General features: G+C 50.4%; 16 protein-coding genes and 2 pseudogenes. 5 read left to right on the forward strand and 13 right to left on the reverse strand.

Translation table 11 applies throughout. The features are described 5' to 3' along the window. Positions 1-106: 106 nt before the first annotated feature. Entirely contained in the window at positions 107-1,288 is a 1,182-nt protein-coding gene (locus MJO57_RS03510; protein WP_252022978.1) for a reverse transcriptase domain-containing protein, read from the forward strand. A 52-nt stretch (positions 1,289-1,340) separates the two neighbouring features. On the opposite strand, the gene MJO57_RS03515 is transcribed toward MJO57_RS03510, so the two are convergent. From MJO57_RS03515 to MJO57_RS03555, 11 genes and pseudogenes are all read right to left on the reverse strand, one after another. Beyond that, on the reverse strand, positions 1,341-3,179 hold the full coding sequence (locus MJO57_RS03515; RefSeq protein WP_252022979.1) for an ankyrin repeat domain-containing protein: 1,839 nt from the start codon (positions 3,177-3,179) through the stop codon (positions 1,341-1,343). Between the two features lie 3 nt (positions 3,180-3,182). Next, a pseudogene (locus MJO57_RS33095) lies at positions 3,183-3,374 on the reverse strand (RING finger domain-containing protein); the annotation flags it as partial. Between the two features lie 64 nt (positions 3,375-3,438). Further along, entirely contained in the window at positions 3,439-4,059 is a 621-nt protein-coding gene (locus tag MJO57_RS03520) for an ankyrin repeat domain-containing protein (RefSeq protein WP_371924860.1), read from the reverse strand. A gap of 489 nt (positions 4,060-4,548) precedes the next feature. Next, entirely contained in the window at positions 4,549-5,025 is a 477-nt protein-coding gene (locus MJO57_RS03525) for an ankyrin repeat domain-containing protein (protein ID WP_252022982.1), read from the reverse strand. Between the two features lie 3 nt (positions 5,026-5,028). After that, a pseudogene (locus MJO57_RS33100) lies at positions 5,029-5,220 on the reverse strand (RING finger domain-containing protein); the annotation flags it as partial. Between the two features lie 165 nt (positions 5,221-5,385). Further along, positions 5,386-6,723: a transposase gene (locus MJO57_RS03530; RefSeq protein WP_252017304.1), complete on the reverse strand. Its 1,338-nt coding sequence runs from the start codon at positions 6,721-6,723 to the stop codon at positions 5,386-5,388. Positions 6,724-6,819: 96 nt separating this feature from the next. Further along, positions 6,820-8,838 carry an ankyrin repeat domain-containing protein gene (locus MJO57_RS03535; protein ID WP_256493230.1) on the reverse strand — a complete coding sequence of 673 codons (2,019 nt, stop codon included), beginning with the start codon at positions 8,836-8,838 and terminating at the stop codon, positions 6,820-6,822. A gap of 90 nt (positions 8,839-8,928) precedes the next feature. Further along, positions 8,929-10,566 carry an IS1634 family transposase gene (locus MJO57_RS03540; RefSeq protein WP_252022986.1) on the reverse strand — a complete coding sequence of 546 codons (1,638 nt, stop codon included), beginning with the start codon at positions 10,564-10,566 and terminating at the stop codon, positions 8,929-8,931. 419 nt (positions 10,567-10,985) lie between these two features. Next, the gene (locus tag MJO57_RS03545) at positions 10,986-11,585 is read right to left on the reverse strand and encodes a hypothetical protein (RefSeq protein WP_252022997.1); all 600 of its coding nucleotides are present in this window, start codon (positions 11,583-11,585) and stop codon (positions 10,986-10,988) included. A gap of 338 nt (positions 11,586-11,923) precedes the next feature. Next, complete coding sequence (locus MJO57_RS03550) at positions 11,924-12,496, reverse strand: hypothetical protein (protein ID WP_252022998.1); 573 nt, start codon at positions 12,494-12,496, stop codon at positions 11,924-11,926. 97 nt (positions 12,497-12,593) lie between these two features. After that, positions 12,594-13,667 (reverse strand): hypothetical protein, encoded by a 1,074-nt coding sequence (locus tag MJO57_RS03555; protein WP_252023000.1) that lies wholly within the window; start codon positions 13,665-13,667, stop codon positions 12,594-12,596. Between the two features lie 521 nt (positions 13,668-14,188). On the opposite strand from MJO57_RS03555, the gene MJO57_RS03560 reads away from it, so the two are divergent. Together MJO57_RS03560 and MJO57_RS03565 are read left to right on the forward strand one after the other, a co-directional pair. Beyond that, positions 14,189-14,677: a transposase gene (locus MJO57_RS03560; RefSeq protein WP_252018524.1), complete on the forward strand. Its 489-nt coding sequence runs from the start codon at positions 14,189-14,191 to the stop codon at positions 14,675-14,677. Continuing rightward, on the forward strand, positions 14,646-15,128 hold the full coding sequence (locus MJO57_RS03565; RefSeq protein WP_252026893.1) for an IS1595 family transposase: 483 nt from the start codon (positions 14,646-14,648) through the stop codon (positions 15,126-15,128). Before MJO57_RS03560 ends, MJO57_RS03565 begins: the two co-directional genes overlap by 32 nt. A gap of 41 nt (positions 15,129-15,169) precedes the next feature. On the opposite strand, the gene MJO57_RS03570 is transcribed toward MJO57_RS03565, so the two are convergent. Both MJO57_RS03570 and MJO57_RS03575 read right to left on the reverse strand, forming a co-directional pair. Continuing rightward, positions 15,170-15,832 (reverse strand): class I SAM-dependent methyltransferase, encoded by a 663-nt coding sequence (locus MJO57_RS03570; RefSeq protein ID WP_252023002.1) that lies wholly within the window; start codon positions 15,830-15,832, stop codon positions 15,170-15,172. Between the two features lie 40 nt (positions 15,833-15,872). Continuing rightward, a complete protein-coding gene (locus tag MJO57_RS03575; RefSeq protein WP_252017330.1) occupies positions 15,873-17,387 on the reverse strand; it encodes an IS66 family transposase in 1,515 nt (504 codons plus the stop codon). 553 nt (positions 17,388-17,940) lie between these two features. On the opposite strand from MJO57_RS03575, the gene MJO57_RS03580 reads away from it, so the two are divergent. Together MJO57_RS03580 and MJO57_RS03585 are read left to right on the forward strand one after the other, a co-directional pair. Then, positions 17,941-18,648 carry a SapC family protein gene (locus MJO57_RS03580; protein ID WP_252023004.1) on the forward strand — a complete coding sequence of 236 codons (708 nt, stop codon included), beginning with the start codon at positions 17,941-17,943 and terminating at the stop codon, positions 18,646-18,648. A gap of 55 nt (positions 18,649-18,703) precedes the next feature. After that, positions 18,704-19,519 carry a serine protease gene (locus tag MJO57_RS03585; protein WP_252023006.1) on the forward strand — a complete coding sequence of 272 codons (816 nt, stop codon included), beginning with the start codon at positions 18,704-18,706 and terminating at the stop codon, positions 19,517-19,519. The last annotated feature ends 59 nt before the right edge of the window (positions 19,520-19,578 follow it).

Genomic DNA, 19,578 nt, shown 5'->3' on the forward strand with positions numbered 1-19,578 from the left:
TTTACAGATGGCTCTATGGAAGTCGGAGTCAGTCATAGTAGTGATGAAGCGGGTAACGACCGTGGAGCGAAGGGCTGGCAGATAGATCAAGCGTGAGAGAGAAACAATGACCGTACTCAGCAACGACGGACAATCATGGTTAACGAAACTTGAGCGCATAGGTGAGAAATCGGCATACGACAGACAAATGGTGTTCAATAACCTTGGTCACCTGCTAAATGTTGACATGCTGAAGGAGCAATTCCATCGGTTGAACGGGAATAAAGCCGTAGGTATTGACCGTGAGACAAAGGAGACTTACGGCGTAAAACTGGATGAAAATCTGAAACACCTTCTCCAGCGCATTCGCCGTGGGACTTACAGGTCAAAACCCGCGAGGGTCACTGAAATCCCGAAAGAGGATGGGAGCAAACGGCCACTGGTCATATCCTGCTTTGAAGACAAACTGGTGCAACTTGCAGCCAGTCAAATCCCTGGCAAGATATACGAACCGCTGTTTCTACCGTGCTCATACGGATTCAGGCCCGGCTTGAGTTGTCACGATGCTTTGAGGACTTTGCTGCAGTCCAGTTCCCGAATTCGGGATGGTGCTGTCTACGTGATAGATGAATGGTTTGCCGAGGTAAGCCGTTCTCACATCAAAGGGCGGGCGGAAATGGTGAGGTACGCTGACGATATGGTATTCCTTTTTGGGGATGCCAGTGAAGCAGAGCGCTTTTATAAAGTGTTGCCAAAACGGTTAGAGAAGTTTGGTCTGGAGTTGCATAGAGAGAAATCGCAGATAATTCCTGCAGGATGGATTGCAGCTCAGAGGGCCAATCAATCAGGTAAGCGTCTTTCGACGTTTAACTTCCTGGGGTTCACCTGTTACTGGGGTAAGATGCGAAAAGGTGGTTGGCGACTGAAGTTCACCAGCCGTAAAGATCGTTTTGCATCGAAGCTCAAAGGGTTAAGGGAGTTCCTCTGGAAGCGCCTGAGTTCTGACCGTGTGCAAACGCTGAAGAGAGCGATTCGGGGGATCAAGGGATGGATCAACTATCATGGGATCACAGACAATCAAGGACGGGTCAGGCAGTTCATTCTGCAAGGCAAACGAACGATCCACAGATGGCTTAATCGTCAGGGAGGAAAAGGATACTTGAGCTGGGGAAAGCTGGTGAAAATTCTTAAAGTGTTGGCGTATCCAGAGAGCTGGAAAACGGTGTCAATGTTCCGGTCTCACCGAACATGTGTGGGGACACGGGTCTATCGGGAGCCGGATGCGGTAATTCCGCAAGTCCGGTTCTGAGGAGGGGCTTGCCCGGGTGACCGGGCAGGTCTACTCACCCCATCCCTCTAATCTACCTTTCCCTCCTGCCGCTCCGGGTATCGCGGGGGTTAATGCTGGCGGTCATTTCTTCTCTTCTGTCACGCATCCACTCCGTTAGCATTTGAGCAATATCGTAATGATGATTTTCTCTTGCAACCTGAATTGCAGATCTTTTTATCAGGTGGCCGAGAATTCGGCATTTTTTCTTAGGATCAGCCCCGGCAGCCAGCAGGTCAGCAGCCAGCGCCCGGTGGCCGTTCTGGGCGGCGATGTACAGGGGGGTGGCGCCATCCTTGCACGGTGCATTAACCCTGGCCCCGGCAGCCAGCAGGTCAGCAGCCAGCGCCCGGTGGCCGTTCTGGGCGGCGATGAACAGGGGAGTGGCACCCGTCTTGCGCGGTGCATTAACCCCGGCCCCGGCAGCCAGCAGGTCAGCAGCCAGCTCACGGTGGCCGGTCTGGGCGGCGATGAACAGGGGAGTGGTACCCGTCTTGCTCGGTGCATTAACCCAGGCCCCGGCAGCCAGCAGGTCAGCGGCCAGCTCCCGGTGGCCGGTCTGGGCGGCGATGAACAGGGGGGTGACGCCATCCTTGCGCAGTGCATTAACCCAGGCCCCGGCAGCCAACAGGTCAGCAGCCAGCGCCCGGTGGCCGTTCTGGGCGGCGATGAACAGCGGAGTGGCACCCGTCTTGCGCGGTGCATTAACCCCGGCCCCGGCAGCCAGCAGGTCAGCAGCCAGCTCCCGGTGGCCGTTCTGGACGGCGATGAACAGGGGAGTGGTGCCATCCTTGCACGGTGCATTAACCCAGGCCCCGGCAGCCAGCAGGTCAGCAGCCAGCGCCCGGTGGCCGTTCTGGGCGGCGATGTACAGGGGAGTGGCGCCATCGTTGCGCGGTGCATTAACCCCGGCCCCGGCAGCCAACAGGTCAGCAGCCAGCGCCCGGTGGCCGTTCTGGGCCGCGATGAACAGGGGGGGGGCGCCATCCTTGCGCGGTGCATCAACCCCGCCCCCGGCAGCCAGCAGGTCAGCAGCCAGCTCCCGGTGGCCGTTCTGGGCGGCGATGTACAGGGGAGTGGCGCCATCCTTGTGCGGTGCATTAACCGCGGCCCCGGCAGCCAGCAGGTCAGCAGCCAGCGCCCGGTGGCCGTTCTGGGCGGCGATGAACAGGGGAGTGGCGCCATCCTTGTGCGGTGCATTAACCCCGGCCCCGGCAGCCAGCAGGTCAGCAGCCAGCGCCCGGTGGCCGTTCTGGGCCGCGATGAACAAGGGGGTGGCACCCGTCTTGCGCGGTACATTAACCCCGGCCCCGGCAGCCAGCAGGTCAGCAGCCAGTTCCCGGTGGCCGTTCTGGGCGGCGATGTACAGGGGGGTAGCGCCATCCTTGTGCGGTGCATTAACCCCGGCCCCGGCAGCCAGCAGGTCCGCAGCCAGCACCCGATGGCCTTTCTGGGCGGCAACGAACAGGGGGGTGGCGCCATCCTTGCGCGGTGCATTAACCCCGGCCCCGGCAGCCAGCAGGTCAGCAGCCAGCTCCCGGTGGCCGTTCTGGGCGGCGATGTACAGGGGAGTGGCACCCGTCTTGCACGGTGCATTAACCCCGGCCCCGGCAGCCAGCAGGTCCGCAGCCAGCGCCCGGTGGCCGTTCTGGGCGGCGATGCACAACAAAGAAACTTTTTCGCCACTAATGGCACTCAGAAAACGCTGGTTAGCCATTTCAGGAGACGATACCAACAACTGAGCGATTAAATCGCGCTGCCCCTGCCGAACAGACCTGAGTACTGGCAACTCAACGAACGGATTAGTCTCTTTGTCATCATCGAATAAAGATGAACTTTCACGAACCAGTGGTACTGCGATGCTGCGACACACGGCACAGGTTCGCTCGTTAACACCCTTGACTCTAAGCCATTTGGTAATGCAATCCTCGTGATAACGATGATTGCAGGGCGTAACAAGCACCTCGCGCTGTTGGAAACACCCCTCCAAACAAATCGGGCAATCATCCGCAAGACCAATAACTTCAGAAGGATCAGAAGGACAAGACAAAAAAGCGGAATTAATCACTACTGGAAACCGTAATAAATTAACCGGGAACAATTAAGACAAAAAAAAACAACAATATTTCAGATTACTGACTAAAAAGGCGCCTCGTTCTTTCGTACCTCGTTCCCACGGTCCTCGTAGGCATCCACTCTGTTAGCATTTGAGCAATATCGTAATGATGATTTTCTCTTGCAACCTGAATTGCAGATTTTTTTATCAGGTGGCCGAGAATTCGCCGTTTTTTCTTAGGATCAGCCCCGGCAGCCAGCAGGTCAGCAGCCAGCTCCCGGTGGCCGTTCTTGGCGGCGATGTACAGGGGAGTGGCGCCATCCTTGCGCGGTGCATTAACCCCGGCTCCGGCAGCCAGCAGGTCCGCAGCCAGCTCCCGGTGGCCCTTCTGGGTGGCGATGTACAGGGGGGTGGAGCCATCCTTGTGCGGTGCATTAACCCCGGCCCCGGCAGCCAGCAGGTCAGCAGCCAGCGCCCGGTGGCCGTTCTGGGCGGCGATGTACAGGGGAGTGGCACCTGTCTTGCATGGTGCATTAACCCCGGCCCCGGCAGCCAGCAGGTCAGCAGCCAGCGCCCGGTGGCCTTTCTGGGCGGCGATGACAGAGGGTGGCACCTGTCTTGCATGGTGCATTAACCCCGGCCCGGCAGCCAGCAGGTCAGCAGCCAGCGCCCGGTGGCCTTCTGGGGCGATGAACAGGGGGTGGCACCTTGTGCGTGCATTAACCCCGGCCCGGCAGCCAACAAATCAGCAGCCAGCGCCCGGTGGCCGTTCTGGGTGGCGATGTACAGGGGGGTGGACCATCTTGCGCGGTGCATTAACCCCGGCCCCGGCAGCCAAAAAGCAGCCAGCGCCCGGTGGCCGTTCTGGGCCGCGATGTACAGGGGGGTGGCACTCTTGCGCGTGCATTAACCCCGGCCCGGCAGCCAGCAGTAGCAGCCAGCTCCCGGTGGCCGGTCTGGGCCGGATGACAGGGGGGTAGCGCCATCTTGCGGTGCATTAACCCCGGCCCGGCAGCCAGCAGGTCAGCAACCAGCGCCCGGTGGCCGTCTGGACGGCATGAACAGAGGGGTGGCACCCGTCTTGCGCGTGCATTAACCCGGCCCCGGCAGCCAGCAGGTCAGCAGCTCCCGGTGGCCGTTCTGGACGGCGATGAACAAGGGGGTGGCACCCGTCTTGCACGGTGCATTAACCCGGCCCCGGCAGCCAGCAGGTCAGCAGCAGCGCCCGGTGGCCGTTCTGGGCGGCGATGTACAGGGGGGTGGTGCCATCCTTACACGGTGCATTAACCCCGGCCCCGGCAGCCAGCAGGTCCGCAGCCAGCGCCCGGTGGCCGTTCTGGGCGGCGATGTACAGGGGAGTGGTGCCAGTAGTCTTGCACGGTACATTAACCCCGGCCCTGGCAGCCAGCAGGTCAGCAGCCAGCTCCCGGTGGCCGTTCTGGGCCGCGATGCACAACAAAGAAACTTTTTCGCCACTAATGGCACTCAGAAAACGCCGGTTAGCCATTTCAGGAGACGATACCAACAACTGAGCGATTAAATCGCGCTGCCCCTGCCGAACAGACCTGAGTACTGGCAACTCAACGAACGGATTAGTCTCTTTGTCATCATCGAATAAAGATGAACTTTCACGAACCAGTGGTACTGCGATGCTGCGACACACGGCACAGGTTCGCTCGTTAACACCCTTGACTCTAAGCCATTTGGTAATGCAATCCTCGTGATAACGATGATTGCAGGGCGTAACAAGCACCTCGCGCTGTTGGAAACACCCCTCCAAACAAATCGGGCAATCATCCGCAAGACCAATAACTTCAGAAGGATCAGAAGGACAAGACAAAAAAGCGGAATTAATCACTACTGGAAACCGTAATAAATTAACCGGGAACAATTAAGACAACTCGACTTTAGAGTCTGTATAAAACGATAATTCGGTCAGCTTTTTATAGTGAAGCAAGCCGAAATCAGTGAACTGTTTTTCCAAGTTCGTTATTACTTCCGTTTTTTGCCTAAAAGCCTTTAGTTATGCTGCTTCTGAATTATCCGGTATTAACTGGTCGATCAGATCGCGAAAATTGAACTCATATTTTTGCTTATATCTGTTCCAGCCCTTGCGAATAGAGAACCTCGGAATAATTCCTGAAAGAGCAATTTTCATCATGCCTGCAGTGGTTGTATCCGGGCTTCTCCAGGGTATCCGAGAAATATTCAGACATGCCTGATTTTTACAAACGGTTAATAACTGCAATAATGCATAGCCTGCCATTTTCAAATGCATCCATCGAAGCAGTGTTCGCAATTTCTGCTGCCATAAATGGCAACAGCCAAAAGCATGTTTGAGTTGGTGAAACATTGGCTCTACCGGCCATCTCCGGGAATAGGCACGAAGCACCTCCAGTCCCTCAAGTTCCGGATTGGTCGAGATGAATATTCTGCTTTCGGTCAGACCTTTGTCATTTTCAAAGCGACTCCAGACGACGCGTACTTCACGACCTTTAAGGAATCTGGCGCGACAGATCAGGGTACGATAACGTATTTTGCGAAATTTGCCGTACATCCATACTGTTGCTTTTTCTTCCGGCAGTTTCTTAACCTGTTCTGTCGTCATCTTGATGCCGTACTTTTTTGGGCGCCCTCGCTTCTTTACGGTGGGTGCTGGCGGCAAAGCATAGAGGGCCCGATTTGAAGGTATCTGACCAACAACTTCTATGTTCATTTCCAGAGCTGGCTTTATCAGTGTCCAGTTCATATACCAGCAATCGGTTAGCAGGCGTAGCACTCGATCCTTCACTTCATTGCGTACCACCCTGAGCATGGCCACGGCAATTTTCAGTTTGCTGGTGTTACCTGAAGCTGGTGTCGGAAATGAGATCACCGGTATGGCGGTAAATACTTCATCTGCAGCCCGCTCAAATATGATGGCCAGGGAAACCCAACACTGCCCCCAGATGTACGTCGGCCGATTGCGTTTCTTGCTGTGTTGATGATGTGTACGACAAGCAGGGGCTTTGTCGGAAAACCGTTCGATTACCCAGTCATCAAGCCCCAGGACCACAGGTTGATTCTCAGGAGCTTTGGAGCAGACCAGACGGATCAAGTGGCGTGCCAAGTTCTTCCATTGCCACTTGCCCTGAGATAGCCAGTGGTGGTAGCTGCTCCACACACAATGAAAATCAATTGTTAACAACGCCTGTGTAACAAAGCCGTCGGCTGAAAGCATGCAACCGAACAGCAGTTCGCAGAACGTTGGTACTGCAGTTGATGATAGCGCTCCAGCAAGAAAGGTTGTATATGAAGCGAGCTCCCTGAGGATTACTTGATGATCTGAAGTGAGCATGGCAACCATCTCGAATTTCGTCATTGGGGATGGTTGCTTTTAGCAGATTATGCGCCGGAACTATTGTGCTCTTAAAACTCTAAAGTCGAGTAAGACAAAAAAAAACAACAATATTTCAGATTACTGACTAAAAAGGCGCCTCGTTCTTTCGTACCTCGTTCCCACGGTCCTCGTAGGCATCAACTCTGTTAGCATTTGAGCAATATCGTAATGATGATTTTCTCTTGCAACCTGAATTGCAGATTTTTTTATCAGGTGGCCGAGAATTCGCCGTTTTTTCTTAGGATCAGCCCCGGCAGCCAGCAGGTCAGCAGCCAGCTCCCGGTGGCCGTTCTTGGCGGCGATGTACAGGGGAGTGGCGCCATCCTTGCGCGGTGCATTAACCCCGGCCCCGGCAGCCAGCAGGTCAGCAGCCAGCTCCCGGTGGCCGTTCTGGGCGGCGATGTACAGGGGAGTGGCGCCATCCTTGTGCGGTGCATTAACCCCGGCCCCGGCAGCCAGCAGGTCAGCAGCCAGCGCCCGGTGGCCGTTCTGGGCGGCGATGAACAGGGGAGTGGCGCCATCCTTGTGCGGTGCATTAACCCCGGCCCCGGCAGCCAGCAGGTCAGCAGCCAACTCCCGGTGGCCGTTCTGGGCGGCGATGTACAGGGGGGTGGCACCCGTCTTGCGCGGTGCATTAACCCAGGCCCCGGCAGCCAGCAGGTCAGCAACCAGCTCCCGGTGGCCGTTCTGGGCGGCGATGAACAGGGGGGTGGTGGCATCCTTGCACGGTGCATTAACCCAGGCCCCGGCAGCCAGCAGGTCCGCAGCCAGCGCCCGATGGCCGTTCTGGGCGGCGATGAACAGGGGGGTGGCGCCATCCTTGCCCGGTGCATTAACCCCGGCCCCGGCAGCCAGCAGGTCAGCAGCCAGCGCCCGGTGGCCGTTCTGGGCGGCGATGTACAGGGGGGTGGCACCCGTCTTGCGCGGTGCATTAACCCCGGCCCCGGCAGCCAGCAGGTCAGCAGCCAGCGCCCGGTGGCCGTTCTGGACGGCGATGAACAGGGGAGTGGTGCCATCCTTGCACGGTGCATTAACCCAGGCCCCGGCAGCCAGCAGGTCAGCAGCCAGCGCCCGGTGGCCGTTCTGGGCGGCGATGTACAGGGGAGTGGCGCCATCGTTGCGCGGTGCATTAACCCCGGCCCCGGCAGCCAACAGGTCAGCAGCCAGCGCCCGGTGGCCGTTCTGGGCCGCGATGAACAGGGGGGGGGCGCCATCCTTGCGCGGTGCATCAACCCCGCCCCCGGCAGCCAGCAGGTCAGCAGCCAGCTCCCGGTGGCCGTTCTGGGCGGCGATGTACAGGGGAGTGGCGCCATCCTTGTGCGGTGCATTAACCGCGGCCCCGGCAGCCAGCAGGTCAGCAGCCAGCGCCCGGTGGCCGTTCTGGGCGGCGATGAACAGGGGAGTGGCGCCATCCTTGCACGGTGCGTTAACCCTGGCCCCGGCAGCCAGCAGGTCAGCAGCCAGCTCCCGATGGCCGTTCTGGGCGGCGATGAACAGGGGAGTGGCGCCATCCTTGTGCGGTGCATTAACCCCGGCCCCGGCAGCCAGCAGGTCAGCAGCCAGCGCCCGGTGGCCGTTCTGGGCCGCGATGAACAGGGGGGTGGCGCCATCCTTGCACGGTGCATTAACCCCGGCCCCGGCAGCCAGCAAGTCAGCAGCCAGCTCCCGGTGGCCGTTCTGGGCCGAGATGTACAACAAAGAAACTTTTTCTCCACTAATGGCACTCAGAAAACGGCGGTTAGCCATTTCAGGAGACGATACCAACAACTGAGCGATTAAATCGCGCTGCCCCTGCCGAACAGACCTGAGTACTGGCGACTCAACGAACGGATTAGTCTCTTTGTCATCATCGAATAAAGATGAACTTTCACGAACCAGTGGTACTGCGATGCTGCGACACACGGCACAGGTTCGCTCGTTAACACCCTTAACTCTAAGCCATTTGGTAATGCAACCCTCGTGATAACGATGATTGCAGGGCGTAACAAGCACCTCGCGCTGTTGGAAACACCCCTCCAAACAAATCGGGCAATCATCCGCAAGACCAATAACTTCAGAAGGATCAGAAGGACAAGGCAAAAAAACGGAATTAATCACTACTGGAAACCGTAATAAATTAACCGGGAACAATTAAGACAAAAAAAACAAAAAAAATTCAGATTACTGAACCGTCATTCAGAACCCGTATCAGGAATAAATTTCCTGATACGGTCGCCCAAGAATTGAAATAATAGTCAACCGCCTTTCTTGTAATCCAACCACATGCTTTTCATGTCCATCGACCAATAGCACGTTGATACCCTGAAAGCAGAAAAACACCCAACGCGCTGTCGGGTTTTGGCAGGGTTTCCGCTTCATGTCCGGGAAAAACCGACTCTGTCGTTTTAGCTCATGCCTAATTCGATGCTGAATCGCCGCATACACTAACAGACACAGCGTCATCACCATCAGCAAGGCTTCTATTCGTTCCGGTTTCTTTAAAAACAGCGAAGAAACCAGAAACTCCGGGCTCTTCAAAAACCGAAAGCCACGCTCTACTGACTGTTGTGATTTGTAAGTACTTAGCACTTCTGCTGTACTCAGCCGACTGTCGTCCAGATCATTCGTCGCCAGCACAAAGCAACCCAGAGAACACTCTGCATCTTTGCGACAGTCAACGGATACCCAAGGATATCCGCTCACATAATATTCAATACTGTCCGGTTTAGAGCCTTTCTCCGGACGACCTACCTTGGTATAGCAGGGTTTCTCAGTAATGACAGGTTCCGCCTGACAATAAATAGTTTTTGACTGCCATTCATCGAACGCACGCAATGCGTCGGTTTCACACTTGAAGGCTTTTTTGGCCAGTTTACTGGTCAGCGCTTCTGCTTCTTTCTCAGACTTCTTTAGCATTTTTTTCAGCAGTGTTTTTTGTTCGCTCTTTCGAGCCTGCTCGCTGCGGACCAGAATCCAGCGCTGGGAGACACCCGCATGATCTGACAGCATTTCATGACTCTCATAGCCCTCAGCACCCTCCACTGGTGTCATTTCACAAGAAGCGACACTGTCAATCAGTTCTCTGGCTTCTTTGATTTTTGACGGAACCCGGGTGATAAATTGCTGGCCCTGCTGATGAAGTATCTGTACGTTATCTGTTGTATAAAGTGCTGCATCACCAATCAGGTAGCGATTATTCAGGGCTTCCCGGTAGGATTTCAAATGGCTGCTGATGACTTTTTTAAAGTTTTTATTGTCGTTTACGTTGCCACTGGACGCTTTCATAAAAACGGGAATACCGGCCTGATTTTCCGTCATCATCAGCAGTATTGCCTGGTTGAGCTCGGGTCGATGATCCCTGCTGTATCCACGACAGAGTTTGATACAGTGCATATCTTCTTCGTCGACGTCAGATTCGCTGTTATAAACGCCGTCCACATGCAAGCTTGTTGAGTCAAGGTTCAGAGCCTTGCACGGCAGTTTTAAGACATTCACTGCCTTGACAGCCAGCGATAAATAGACCTCACTTACATCCAGTTCAAAAAGCTGATCCAGGGCTCTGCCGAGTACACTGTCGTTAATGTGTTCGGGTTTAATACCGGGCCTGATGAGTTTATCCAGCGGTTTATCAGCATGAAACTCCGGGAACATATGAAGCGTGCGGGCAGTGAACCCAAGGCCGTTAAGCAGCATTGATACTACGGTTTCGCCAAAGGAAATATTCCGGTGTTCAGATTGGTTAGGAACCAGGGAATCCAGATGATTAGAGATACCGAGTTCTTTGCACATACCGGCAACCAAACCCATATGATCGATACGTTGAATGTGGAACTGATGAGGATGCATTGGACATGTTCATTCTGAGAATTTTTTACATTTTAGCCGGTGTAGGGAAATTCTCAGATTGAGTGTTGAATGACGGCTCAATAATTTATCCTCAGCTTTAAATGGGGACTGCATCAGGTTAAACGCTGTTGGTTTCGGTGAAGATGCTCTTGGTTGCCCTGGGGGGGCCTAACGCATCGAACTTTTAGAGGTGGTATGTTATTAGGTACTTCCCAGTGAAAGAGTGGCTGTGGTTTGTTGTCTTGCCTGCTTTAAGTCAGAAAGGATGACCTGCTATTAATATTGATAAGGGCTGCCCGGAAAGCGCAAGCCATGGTTGCAATCTGAAAGCATACGTAGCTTGAAAATAAATCCATCCATACCGGAATTTCAAACCTGCTTGAGAGGCCATCACTAGATGGCCTCTGTCTCAGACAACATCAGGGAAATAAAGAGGCATCAGGAAACTTGAGTGAGGGGTTTAATTTATTCAAAAATGTTGCCAGGTAATCATCGTATCTTACTGAATGTATCTTTTGTAGAACATAAAGCCCATATATATATTCAGCACCGTCCCGAATAGTCAGAGCGTGATCATTTTCAATACCTGCAATGTCGCCAGAATGCAGATTTTTGCGTGCGATGTATTCCATTTCGGTTTTAGTAAAACATTCAGCCAGACGTAAATTTTCCTCTGAATAACTTTCACTACTTATTTGTTTTGAAAGCCTAATTTTGGCTGCATTAATCAGAAGTTCTTCTTCATCATGATAACCCAGTTTATTTTTAAAGTAGTCTATTGCTTTACGATAAGTAGAATCAGGGATGGATTCTGCAGGGAAGGGGGCACATTGAGTAGCGCGCTCGGTTAGACTGCGGCCAAGCGCCTCAATATGTGGTGACCCCCATCCGGAATTCTGTAAGTGTACAAAGAGCTTATCTGCTTCAACCTGAACAAACTTTTTCGTATCCTGTTCTGAACATCCGGGAGCAGTGCTCTGCCAAGCTGCAGGAGTATGAGAAACTTGATTCAAATTCATAATAAACAAACCTCATAATTCTTAATTAATGATTTTTTGATTCTGTGTGGTCCAATATAATTCAGACCACCAGATAGTTGTAAAGTTCCAACGCTTCCAACGCCATGTTAATCTCAGGTATCGTTACGAAATCTGACAATAGGTGTTGCTGATTTTTCAGTTTCAAGCCAGTCCCTGGTTTTACCGATGGCATCCTTTATTTTTCCGGGATCAAACCCATACCACTCATAAAGCATGGCTTGCAATGCAGAGAGAGATAAATTCAGCAATACCGGAATTTCAAACCAGATTCAGAGACCATCACTGGATAGCCTCTGTCTCAGACAACATCAGGAAAATTAACGGAAATCAGGAAACTTAAGTGAGGGGTTTAATTTATTCAAAAATGTTGCTAAGTCATATGTGTGGCCATTCATTAACTTTATTTTTTCTAGAACGTGAAAACCAAAATCAGCAGTTTCTTGACAATGGTAATCTTGTTGAATTCCGTCAATAGTAGGAGAATTCATATGTTTACGTGCGATATAAGCTAGTTCATCTTTTTCAAAAATTTCAGCCAGAGCAAATCTTTCTATATTGTCTCTTACTTGTTCAAAAAAACTAATTCCTGCTGCTTTAATCAGAAGCGTTTTTTCATCATGATAACCCAGTTTGTTTTTAAAGAAGTCTATTGCTTTGCGATAAGTAGAATCAGGAATGGATTCTGAAGGAAAGGGGGCACATTGAGTAGCGCGCTGGAATATACTGCAGGCAAACTGCGCAATACGTGTTGACCCCCATCCGGATTGCTGCATGGATACAAAGAGCTTATCTGCTTCAGCCTGAACAAACTTTTTCGTATCCTGTTCTGAGGCTCCATGTGCCGTGCTCTGCCAAGCTGCAGGAGTATGAGAAACGTGATTCAAATTCATAATAAACAAACCTCATAATTAGTGTTTTTTTGATTCTAATTGGACAATTATTATTCAGACCATCAGATAGTTGTAAGGTTCCAAAGCCATGTTAATCTCAGGTATCGTTACGAAATCTGACAATAGGGGTTGCTGATTTTTCAGTTTCCTTTTTTGGGTCCATTAAAAAATGAACCTCCGGCAATTTCGCCAACGGATGGTCAGAAGCCGGAGTGGAATGTATTTTGTCGCTTCCCTGCCTGCAATCAGCATGGCTTCGGCTTACTCTATTCGGGATACTATTCAGTTCCCGGAGTTCAATGCGTTCATGAGTGAGCAGTTCTTTCTGTTTTGCTGCCCTGTCAAGCCAGTCCCTGGTTTTACCGATGGCATCCTTTATTTTCCCGGTATCAAACCCATACCACTCCATCAGACATCTGCGCTGCAGGGCGTGATACCATTGCTCTTTTTCAGGTTTCGAAAAACCGGCCTCAAGTCTGGCAGCCTCAAGCCTGGCATGCTGCTCGGTTTGGATCTTTAGTTTGGTTTCCTTTGCAATGGGCCGATATTTTATGTTGTCAATTCTGGCAAGCTCGTTATCATAAAGCATGGTTTGCAATGCAGAGAGAGATTCCTCCATTCTTTGGTATTTTTTTAAAAACCGCTCTTTGGGTGAAGTAAAGCCGGTTATTTCGGTTAACTTTTCCCGGGTATCCACTGCCGCTGATATTGCTGAAGTCATAAAATAAGAGACTCCCTGGGTGATCAGCAAGCCAATACCAGCAACCACAAACGCGGAGATTATTGTGATCATTAAAATCCCCATCAGCGCCAAATCATTTGGCTGGGGTCCAAGCAGAGCAGCACCTGCTAAAGAAACAGCGAACAATGTGACAGCGCTTAATACGGTGCATAGTATGCTTATCGTTGTATAGGTCACTGTGAAAACTCTGCTACGAATGGTTTCTACCCGTGCACTCCGGTCAGTCTCCGGATTATTGACCCGGGATGCACTCCAAAAGCTTGTGCAAAGCATTTTAATAGCCAAAGCCAGTTTATTTATTTTGCCGGGTGGCCGCTTAAACTCCGGATCATCAATGGTGATATCGTCAGCTTTAAATGGGGACGCCATCTGGTTAAACGCTGTTGGTCTCGGTGAAGATGCCCTTGGTGGTTCGGGATTTACTGTCACATCAGACTCTGGATGAGTCCTGGCCAAAGATACTGTCCTGTGGAATAGTGACTGCCCCGGGTCTGGGTGGCGTGTATGCTCAATTGCTTTATTGTCCTCTTGCTGAACTGGTGCTACTTCATATAAGGGATGCCATTGTGGCATGGTCGATAAACAGGGATTAATTCCGTTATGCACAGGTCGCTCCTTGCATTTAGATTGGGTTGGCAAATATTGGTGGGAAAAAGATCAGCCGGTTTTGTCGGTGCTTGATTATTTTAAAAACATCTAACTATTTGTTTTTTGACAAATCACTAACAGGCCGGTAAGAAACACTAACATCGGTGAAAACAAGTCATTTCAAATCAATGCTAATATTTGCGGCCCGTTTCGTCAGGCATCCGGGGGGCGGGATGGAGTCACAAGGTTTTACCCAGTCATCCCATTGCGATGCTTTACCTGACTTTTTATTTGGCTCTTTTCGAATTCCGAACTGCTGAACTATCCTTGGTGGATATAATTAGCCATCGCCAGCATTGACCATGAATATAGGCCGAATCTCAGATATCATCAGTAATGACACCTGCTTTGAGATGATCCGTGAGAACCGCTGGCCAGATGGCACTGTTCTCTGTCCGCACTGTGATTCTGAGAATGTCAAAAAGAATGGACACGACAATGTGCAGGTAGAGTGCCAGCACTATTACTGTAAGTCCTGTAAGCGCTACTTCGATGACCTGACAAATACGGTTTTCGCAGGACACCACCGACCACTCAAAGTCTGGATTGCCTGTCTCTATTTAATGGGGCTGAACGTCTCCAACAGCCAGATAGCTCAGGAACTTGATCTGTGTGTCAGTGATGCACACCATATGACCACAGTCTTACGAAATGGTGTTGTTGACCGAAAGCCTGAAGTGATTCTTGATGGCGAAGTTGAATTCGACGAGGTCTACATTGTAGCTGGTCACAAGGGACACCCTGAAGCATTAAAAAAATCTGGATCGTCCACCGAGAAAAAGAAGGCTTAAAGGCGCTCCGGGCCGTGGGACTCTTGAAAAAGACAAACCGCCGGTATTGGGAATGATTCAAAGGGGAGGTCAGGTCATTATCAACATGCTGTCGAACGTTAAGAAGGCGACAATCGAACCATTTATCAAGAAACACGTAGCCCCACAGAGCCAGATTTATACCGATGAATACAACATCTATGATGACCTTGAAAGCTGGGGCTTCAGACATAAAACGGTCTGTCACGGCAAAGGTGAGTATGCTCGTGATGATGACAAAGACGGTATTTACGAGGTGCATGTTAATACTATGGAGGGGTTTTGGTCACTTCTACGCTCGTGGCTAAGGCCTCACAGGGGAATATCCCAAGAGGCTTTACCCCTTTACCTTGGCTTTTTTGAGTTTTTGCATAATATTGGCCGAAGAGGCAAAAGTCTTCTTCAGCCCTTAGTCAACTTGCTGGTTACATAGCAGTCTGGAATTGGAAAAGAGCCTTTTATTTTTAACTATTCTTAACGCTTTATGGCTATCGTGAGTCCATCGGAGACGGGCAGTATCATCATATCAACACGGTCATCATCGTAAATCTTCCGGTTTAACGCCTTTAGGGCCAGGGTATCTTCATCGCTGGGGTTTTTGTCTGCAACCTTGCCGCTCCACAGCACATTATCAATTAGAATAAGGCCTCCCGGGCGAATCAGTTGCAGGCATTGTTCGTAGTAAGCTTCATACCCCGTTTTATCTGCATCAATAAAGGCCATATCAAACTGATTTCCTTCACCCTTGCTGATCAGCTGATCCAGGGTTTCCGATGCCGGGGCCAGATGAAGCCTGATTCGCTCAGAGACACCGGCTTTTTCCCAGTAGGTTTTGGCTATATCGGTGTATTCAGGACTGATATCACAGGCAATTAACTCGCCATCTGCGGGTAGTGCAAGGGCGACGGAAAGCGCACTATAGCCGGTGAAAACGCCAATTTCGATGGTCCTGCGTGCATTGGCTATTTTTGCCAGCATGGCCATAAGCTGCCCTTGTTCGGCAGAGATTTGCATCATTCGGTAACGATGGTGGCTGGTCAATTCACGCAGCTCTTTTAATACCGGATGCTCACGTAGACCAACATTATAAATGTATTGATAAAGCGTATCATTGAGTTGCAGGGTTTCAGTGGACATTGCTGAAGGGATTCCTTTTATTTCATCTAAAAAAATGTAACTATTCAGCACTGAGCAAAGGCATATTACAGTAATTCCGAACAGCTCTATGAAGTGATTGATATATGTCCATTCCCTGTTTTCTGGCAGACGACAAATAGCTGCGAATCCGTGCAAACATAGAACCACCGTCTGCACTCCTGAAGCAGCCTGAGATTTTCTGCTTTAACTTGGCCATTCGAACATCCCGCTCACTGCCATTGTTATCGAAGGGAATGGTAAAATCTGACATGAAGCGCAGTGTCTCAGCCTTGAACTCAGTGAGTCGTTTGAAGAGATTGTAAGCTTTAGTATTCTTGACTTTCTTGCGCTTAAGCTCCTCTCGTTGCTTCTCCATATAGACGACTTCTTTCATTAGAGCCCGCTGAAGCAACCGGTCATAAATCTTCTCGATTCGTTCACAGACAACACTTGGCATCTGTAGCATACCTATGGTCTTAAAGCCCTTGCAGTAATGCCAGGAAAGCCTCAGTAGCTTCATCAATCGCAACGCCAGTTGATTGCTGTCCCTATCAACAACACCCAAAAGCTCCCTCAGGTGATGGGCATTGCAAAGTACGTGAGTTGCCGCATATGCAAAATAGGATTTCCAATGATCATGAACCAGAACGCCTGCAAATGTTAGCAGTATGCCCATCGTGTCCATGGCCTCACGACCTCGCTTTTCAGACAAGTAGTAGAGCGTCCATTGTTCATCCCGCATAACGTGTAGCCAGTGCAAAGAGCCCTCGGCCCGCATACCCGTTTCATCGGCTCCGGCAACAGACGATTCCCGCAAGGCGTCACGAATAACCTCTTCAGTAGAAGCCAGATTTTCATAGGTTCTGGCCACAAAATTGGCGACAGTGCCTGCACTTACACTCATTTTATAGAGAGTATTAAAATACTCTGACACGCGCTTAAAAGGCAGGAAATGGTATTGGTTAAGATAGACGGCCATAGCCTGTGTGGCTGAGCCATATTGTGCGGCAGCGGTAACACCTTCCGGGAATTCAGCCTGATTCCGACAACCACAAGTGCAGATTTTTACTTCAGCTCTATGGGCCGTTACTTCAAATTCACCCGGTCTCCCTGGTTCAAACACCTGTCGTTCAATATATTTGACCGGCTCACTATCAAGAAGAGACGCCTGACATTTATTGCATTCTTTAACCGGAAGGTACTCAATATAGTCAGGGATATCGACCTGTTTAAGACAAGTGCCCTGATGCCCTTTCTTTCCACCGGCTTTATTACCAGAAGACTGTCTCAGACTTTTAGGATTGGGTTTTTCATCCGATGGATCGGTACCTTTATCTGCGGAAAGGTCGTCAGAATGATCTGGAGAATTACTGTTTTTACAAGGTTTTTGATAACCATCAGACGATGGCGGCTTGCTGCTGTTTTGACTGTTCTTGCCAACCTTTTCTTCCAATTCTCGACATCGCTCTTCCAGACAGGCAACTCTCATCCGCAGCTCTGCATTCTCTTTCAAGAGAATCTCAGCCGACATAGTTGCGGGTAGTTCTGGAATCATGCTGGCGAATATTGTGGAAAAATGGTGCTTAAGAGGATGGTATAAAAATCAGAAAATTCCAGATTTATGTGGGGGTGCTGAACAGTTACAAAAAAATAAGGCTCTATTTTGATTACGAACTGCTCTACAGTGAAAACTGACTGTAGGTCACGAAAAACAAGGATTGGGCAACATTACCGGACAATATGCTGACAACCTTTGTAGATAAAGGGCTTCAGCAATGTTCAACCCAGTAGCAGTCTGAAATCCTACAAGAGCCAAAAATAAATCGAACCTGTGGATTTTATTGCTGACTATTAAGTCAAAAATAGAAATCTGAAAATGGTTAATTATTATTCATTGTTGTTACTCTGTTGTAGAAATTGTTGTAGAGCTTGTTGTAAAAATTGTTGCAGAAATCGTTCGTGCTTCACAAGCATATAACATTTTATTCGTTGATACCTATACTGCGCTGTGTGAGAATTCTAAACTCAGGTCAGCTTAAAAACGTCAATATAACAATTTTTAAAAATGGCTTGATAGCCAGACAAAACAGGAGAGGCGGTCCCTGACTATGGCAACATTACTGTTTTACAATGAACCGGCATTTCTCAACCGTGAAGTGCATAAGACCCTTAAGTTCAAGACATCTGACGACTACTCGTTTACGGAAGAGGTAAACTCTGTGCCACTGACGGGTATTGAGTTTTTTGAAGCCAGCCGTGATATGCCTGTGCTCTTCAGTAAAGATGATCAGGGAAATTTTTTCCCCCTTGCCCTGCTTTCGTTGATGGATGCAGGGCATAAACATCTGGGTAAGGCGGGCAGCTGGAGTGACAGCTATATTCCTGCGTTTATCCGCCGTTACCCTTTCGCCCTGACCGATGAAGGCTCCGTCTGTTTTGATCAGAAAGCCAGTCAGTTTGATGGCGACGACGGAGAGGCGCTGTTCAGTGATGACGGAGAGAATACGGAAGCTCTGAATAACATTATTCAATTCCTTAATAGCTATGATCAGCAGTACAAGAATACGCTTGCTTACTGTAATGAATTAAAAGCACTGGATCTGCTATCTCCGTTTAATCTCCAGATTCTTTTGGAGGAGGATAAGCCCTTAAGGCTTGAAGGGTTATTCGTTATTGATGAAAAGAAACTCAACTCAATCCCGGAAGATAAAGTGAAAAGCTGGTTTGATTCCGGTTGGCTGGCGTGGACCTATGCACACTTACACTCACTGGGTGCGTTAAACCGTCTTGTGAAGCGGCAGAAACCAAAACTGTAATATCAATAACATTTTTCGGGTTTAACTGGGTTTAACGTTGAAGGGGACTTCAATAGTGAAAAAACTCATGCAAATGGCCACGTTGGTATTCAGTCGTTTAGTTTTAGTGGTTGCTGCAAGTGTCCATGCACATCCTGAAGAGACGAGTGATTATTCAGGAATAAGGATTGTTGGTGGTGATGAACTTTCTCCATTTTCACGTCCTTATATGGCGTCATTAAGAGTATTGGGAGAGATCCATTTTTGTGGTGGAACCTTCATCGGCGGTAAGTATGTTCTGACGGCCGCCCACTGTGTCGAAGCCGTTGAGGATCATGCCGACTCTGTTTCCGTCTGGCTGGGAGGGCATAAACTCAGTGAGCCGGACACTGGCAGAATCTACCAGGTGGCAAGGTTTTATACCCACCCTGACTATGACAATGAAACCATCGATAACGATATTGCCATTGTCGAATTACAGCAGGACGTTGAGGGTATTGAACCTGTTCCCCTGATTTCTGCAGAACAATTTGCCGACATAGATACAGGTTCAGTATTTGAGACTATGGGCTGGGGAACCCTGGGGTACAAAAAAGGGCAGCCGGACACGCTACAGGTAGTCAAGGTTCCCAATGTGGATAGAGAGCTTTGTAACTCCAGATATGACGGAGCCATTACCAAAAACATGCTGTGCGCTGGCTTTGATGAAGGAGGCAAAGACTCCTGTCAGGGCGACAGTGGTGGCCCCCTGATTTATAACCATCAGGGCACCTGGTACCAGCTGGGTGTCGTGAGTTGGGGTTTTGGCTGTGCTGAGCCGGGCTACCCGGGCGTCTATACCAATATATTTGAACTGTTGGATTGGTTAAGGCAGACAGCTCCGGGTATTTGAGTTCAGCACCGGTAGCCCCGGACCACAGGAAGTAAGTGGTTTGGTAAAAGAATAATTAT

It is taken from the genome of Endozoicomonas sp. SCSIO W0465, assembly GCF_023716865.1.
Taxonomy (GTDB): domain Bacteria; phylum Pseudomonadota; class Gammaproteobacteria; order Pseudomonadales; family Endozoicomonadaceae; genus Endozoicomonas.

Bases quoted from the DNA above. Each gene is read 5' to 3' on its own strand.
- MJO57_RS03510 (WP_252022978.1), top strand. From the start codon at position 107: ATGACCGTACTCAGCAACGACGGACAATCATGGTTAACGAAACTTGAG.
- MJO57_RS03530 (WP_252017304.1), bottom strand. From the start codon at position 6,723: ATGACGAAATTCGAGATGGTTGCCATGCTCACTTCAGATCATCAAGTA.
- MJO57_RS03540 (WP_252022986.1), bottom strand. From the start codon at position 10,566: ATGCATCCTCATCAGTTCCACATTCAACGTATCGATCATATGGGTTTG.
- MJO57_RS03545 (WP_252022997.1), bottom strand. From the start codon at position 11,585: ATGAATTTGAATCAAGTTTCTCATACTCCTGCAGCTTGGCAGAGCACT.
- MJO57_RS03550 (WP_252022998.1), bottom strand. From the start codon at position 12,496: ATGAATTTGAATCACGTTTCTCATACTCCTGCAGCTTGGCAGAGCACG.
- MJO57_RS03560 (WP_252018524.1), top strand. From the start codon at position 14,189: ATGAATATAGGCCGAATCTCAGATATCATCAGTAATGACACCTGCTTT.
- MJO57_RS03570 (WP_252023002.1), bottom strand. From the start codon at position 15,832: ATGTCCACTGAAACCCTGCAACTCAATGATACGCTTTATCAATACATT.
- MJO57_RS03575 (WP_252017330.1), bottom strand. From the start codon at position 17,387: ATGATTCCAGAACTACCCGCAACTATGTCGGCTGAGATTCTCTTGAAA.
- MJO57_RS03580 (WP_252023004.1), top strand. From the start codon at position 17,941: ATGGCAACATTACTGTTTTACAATGAACCGGCATTTCTCAACCGTGAA.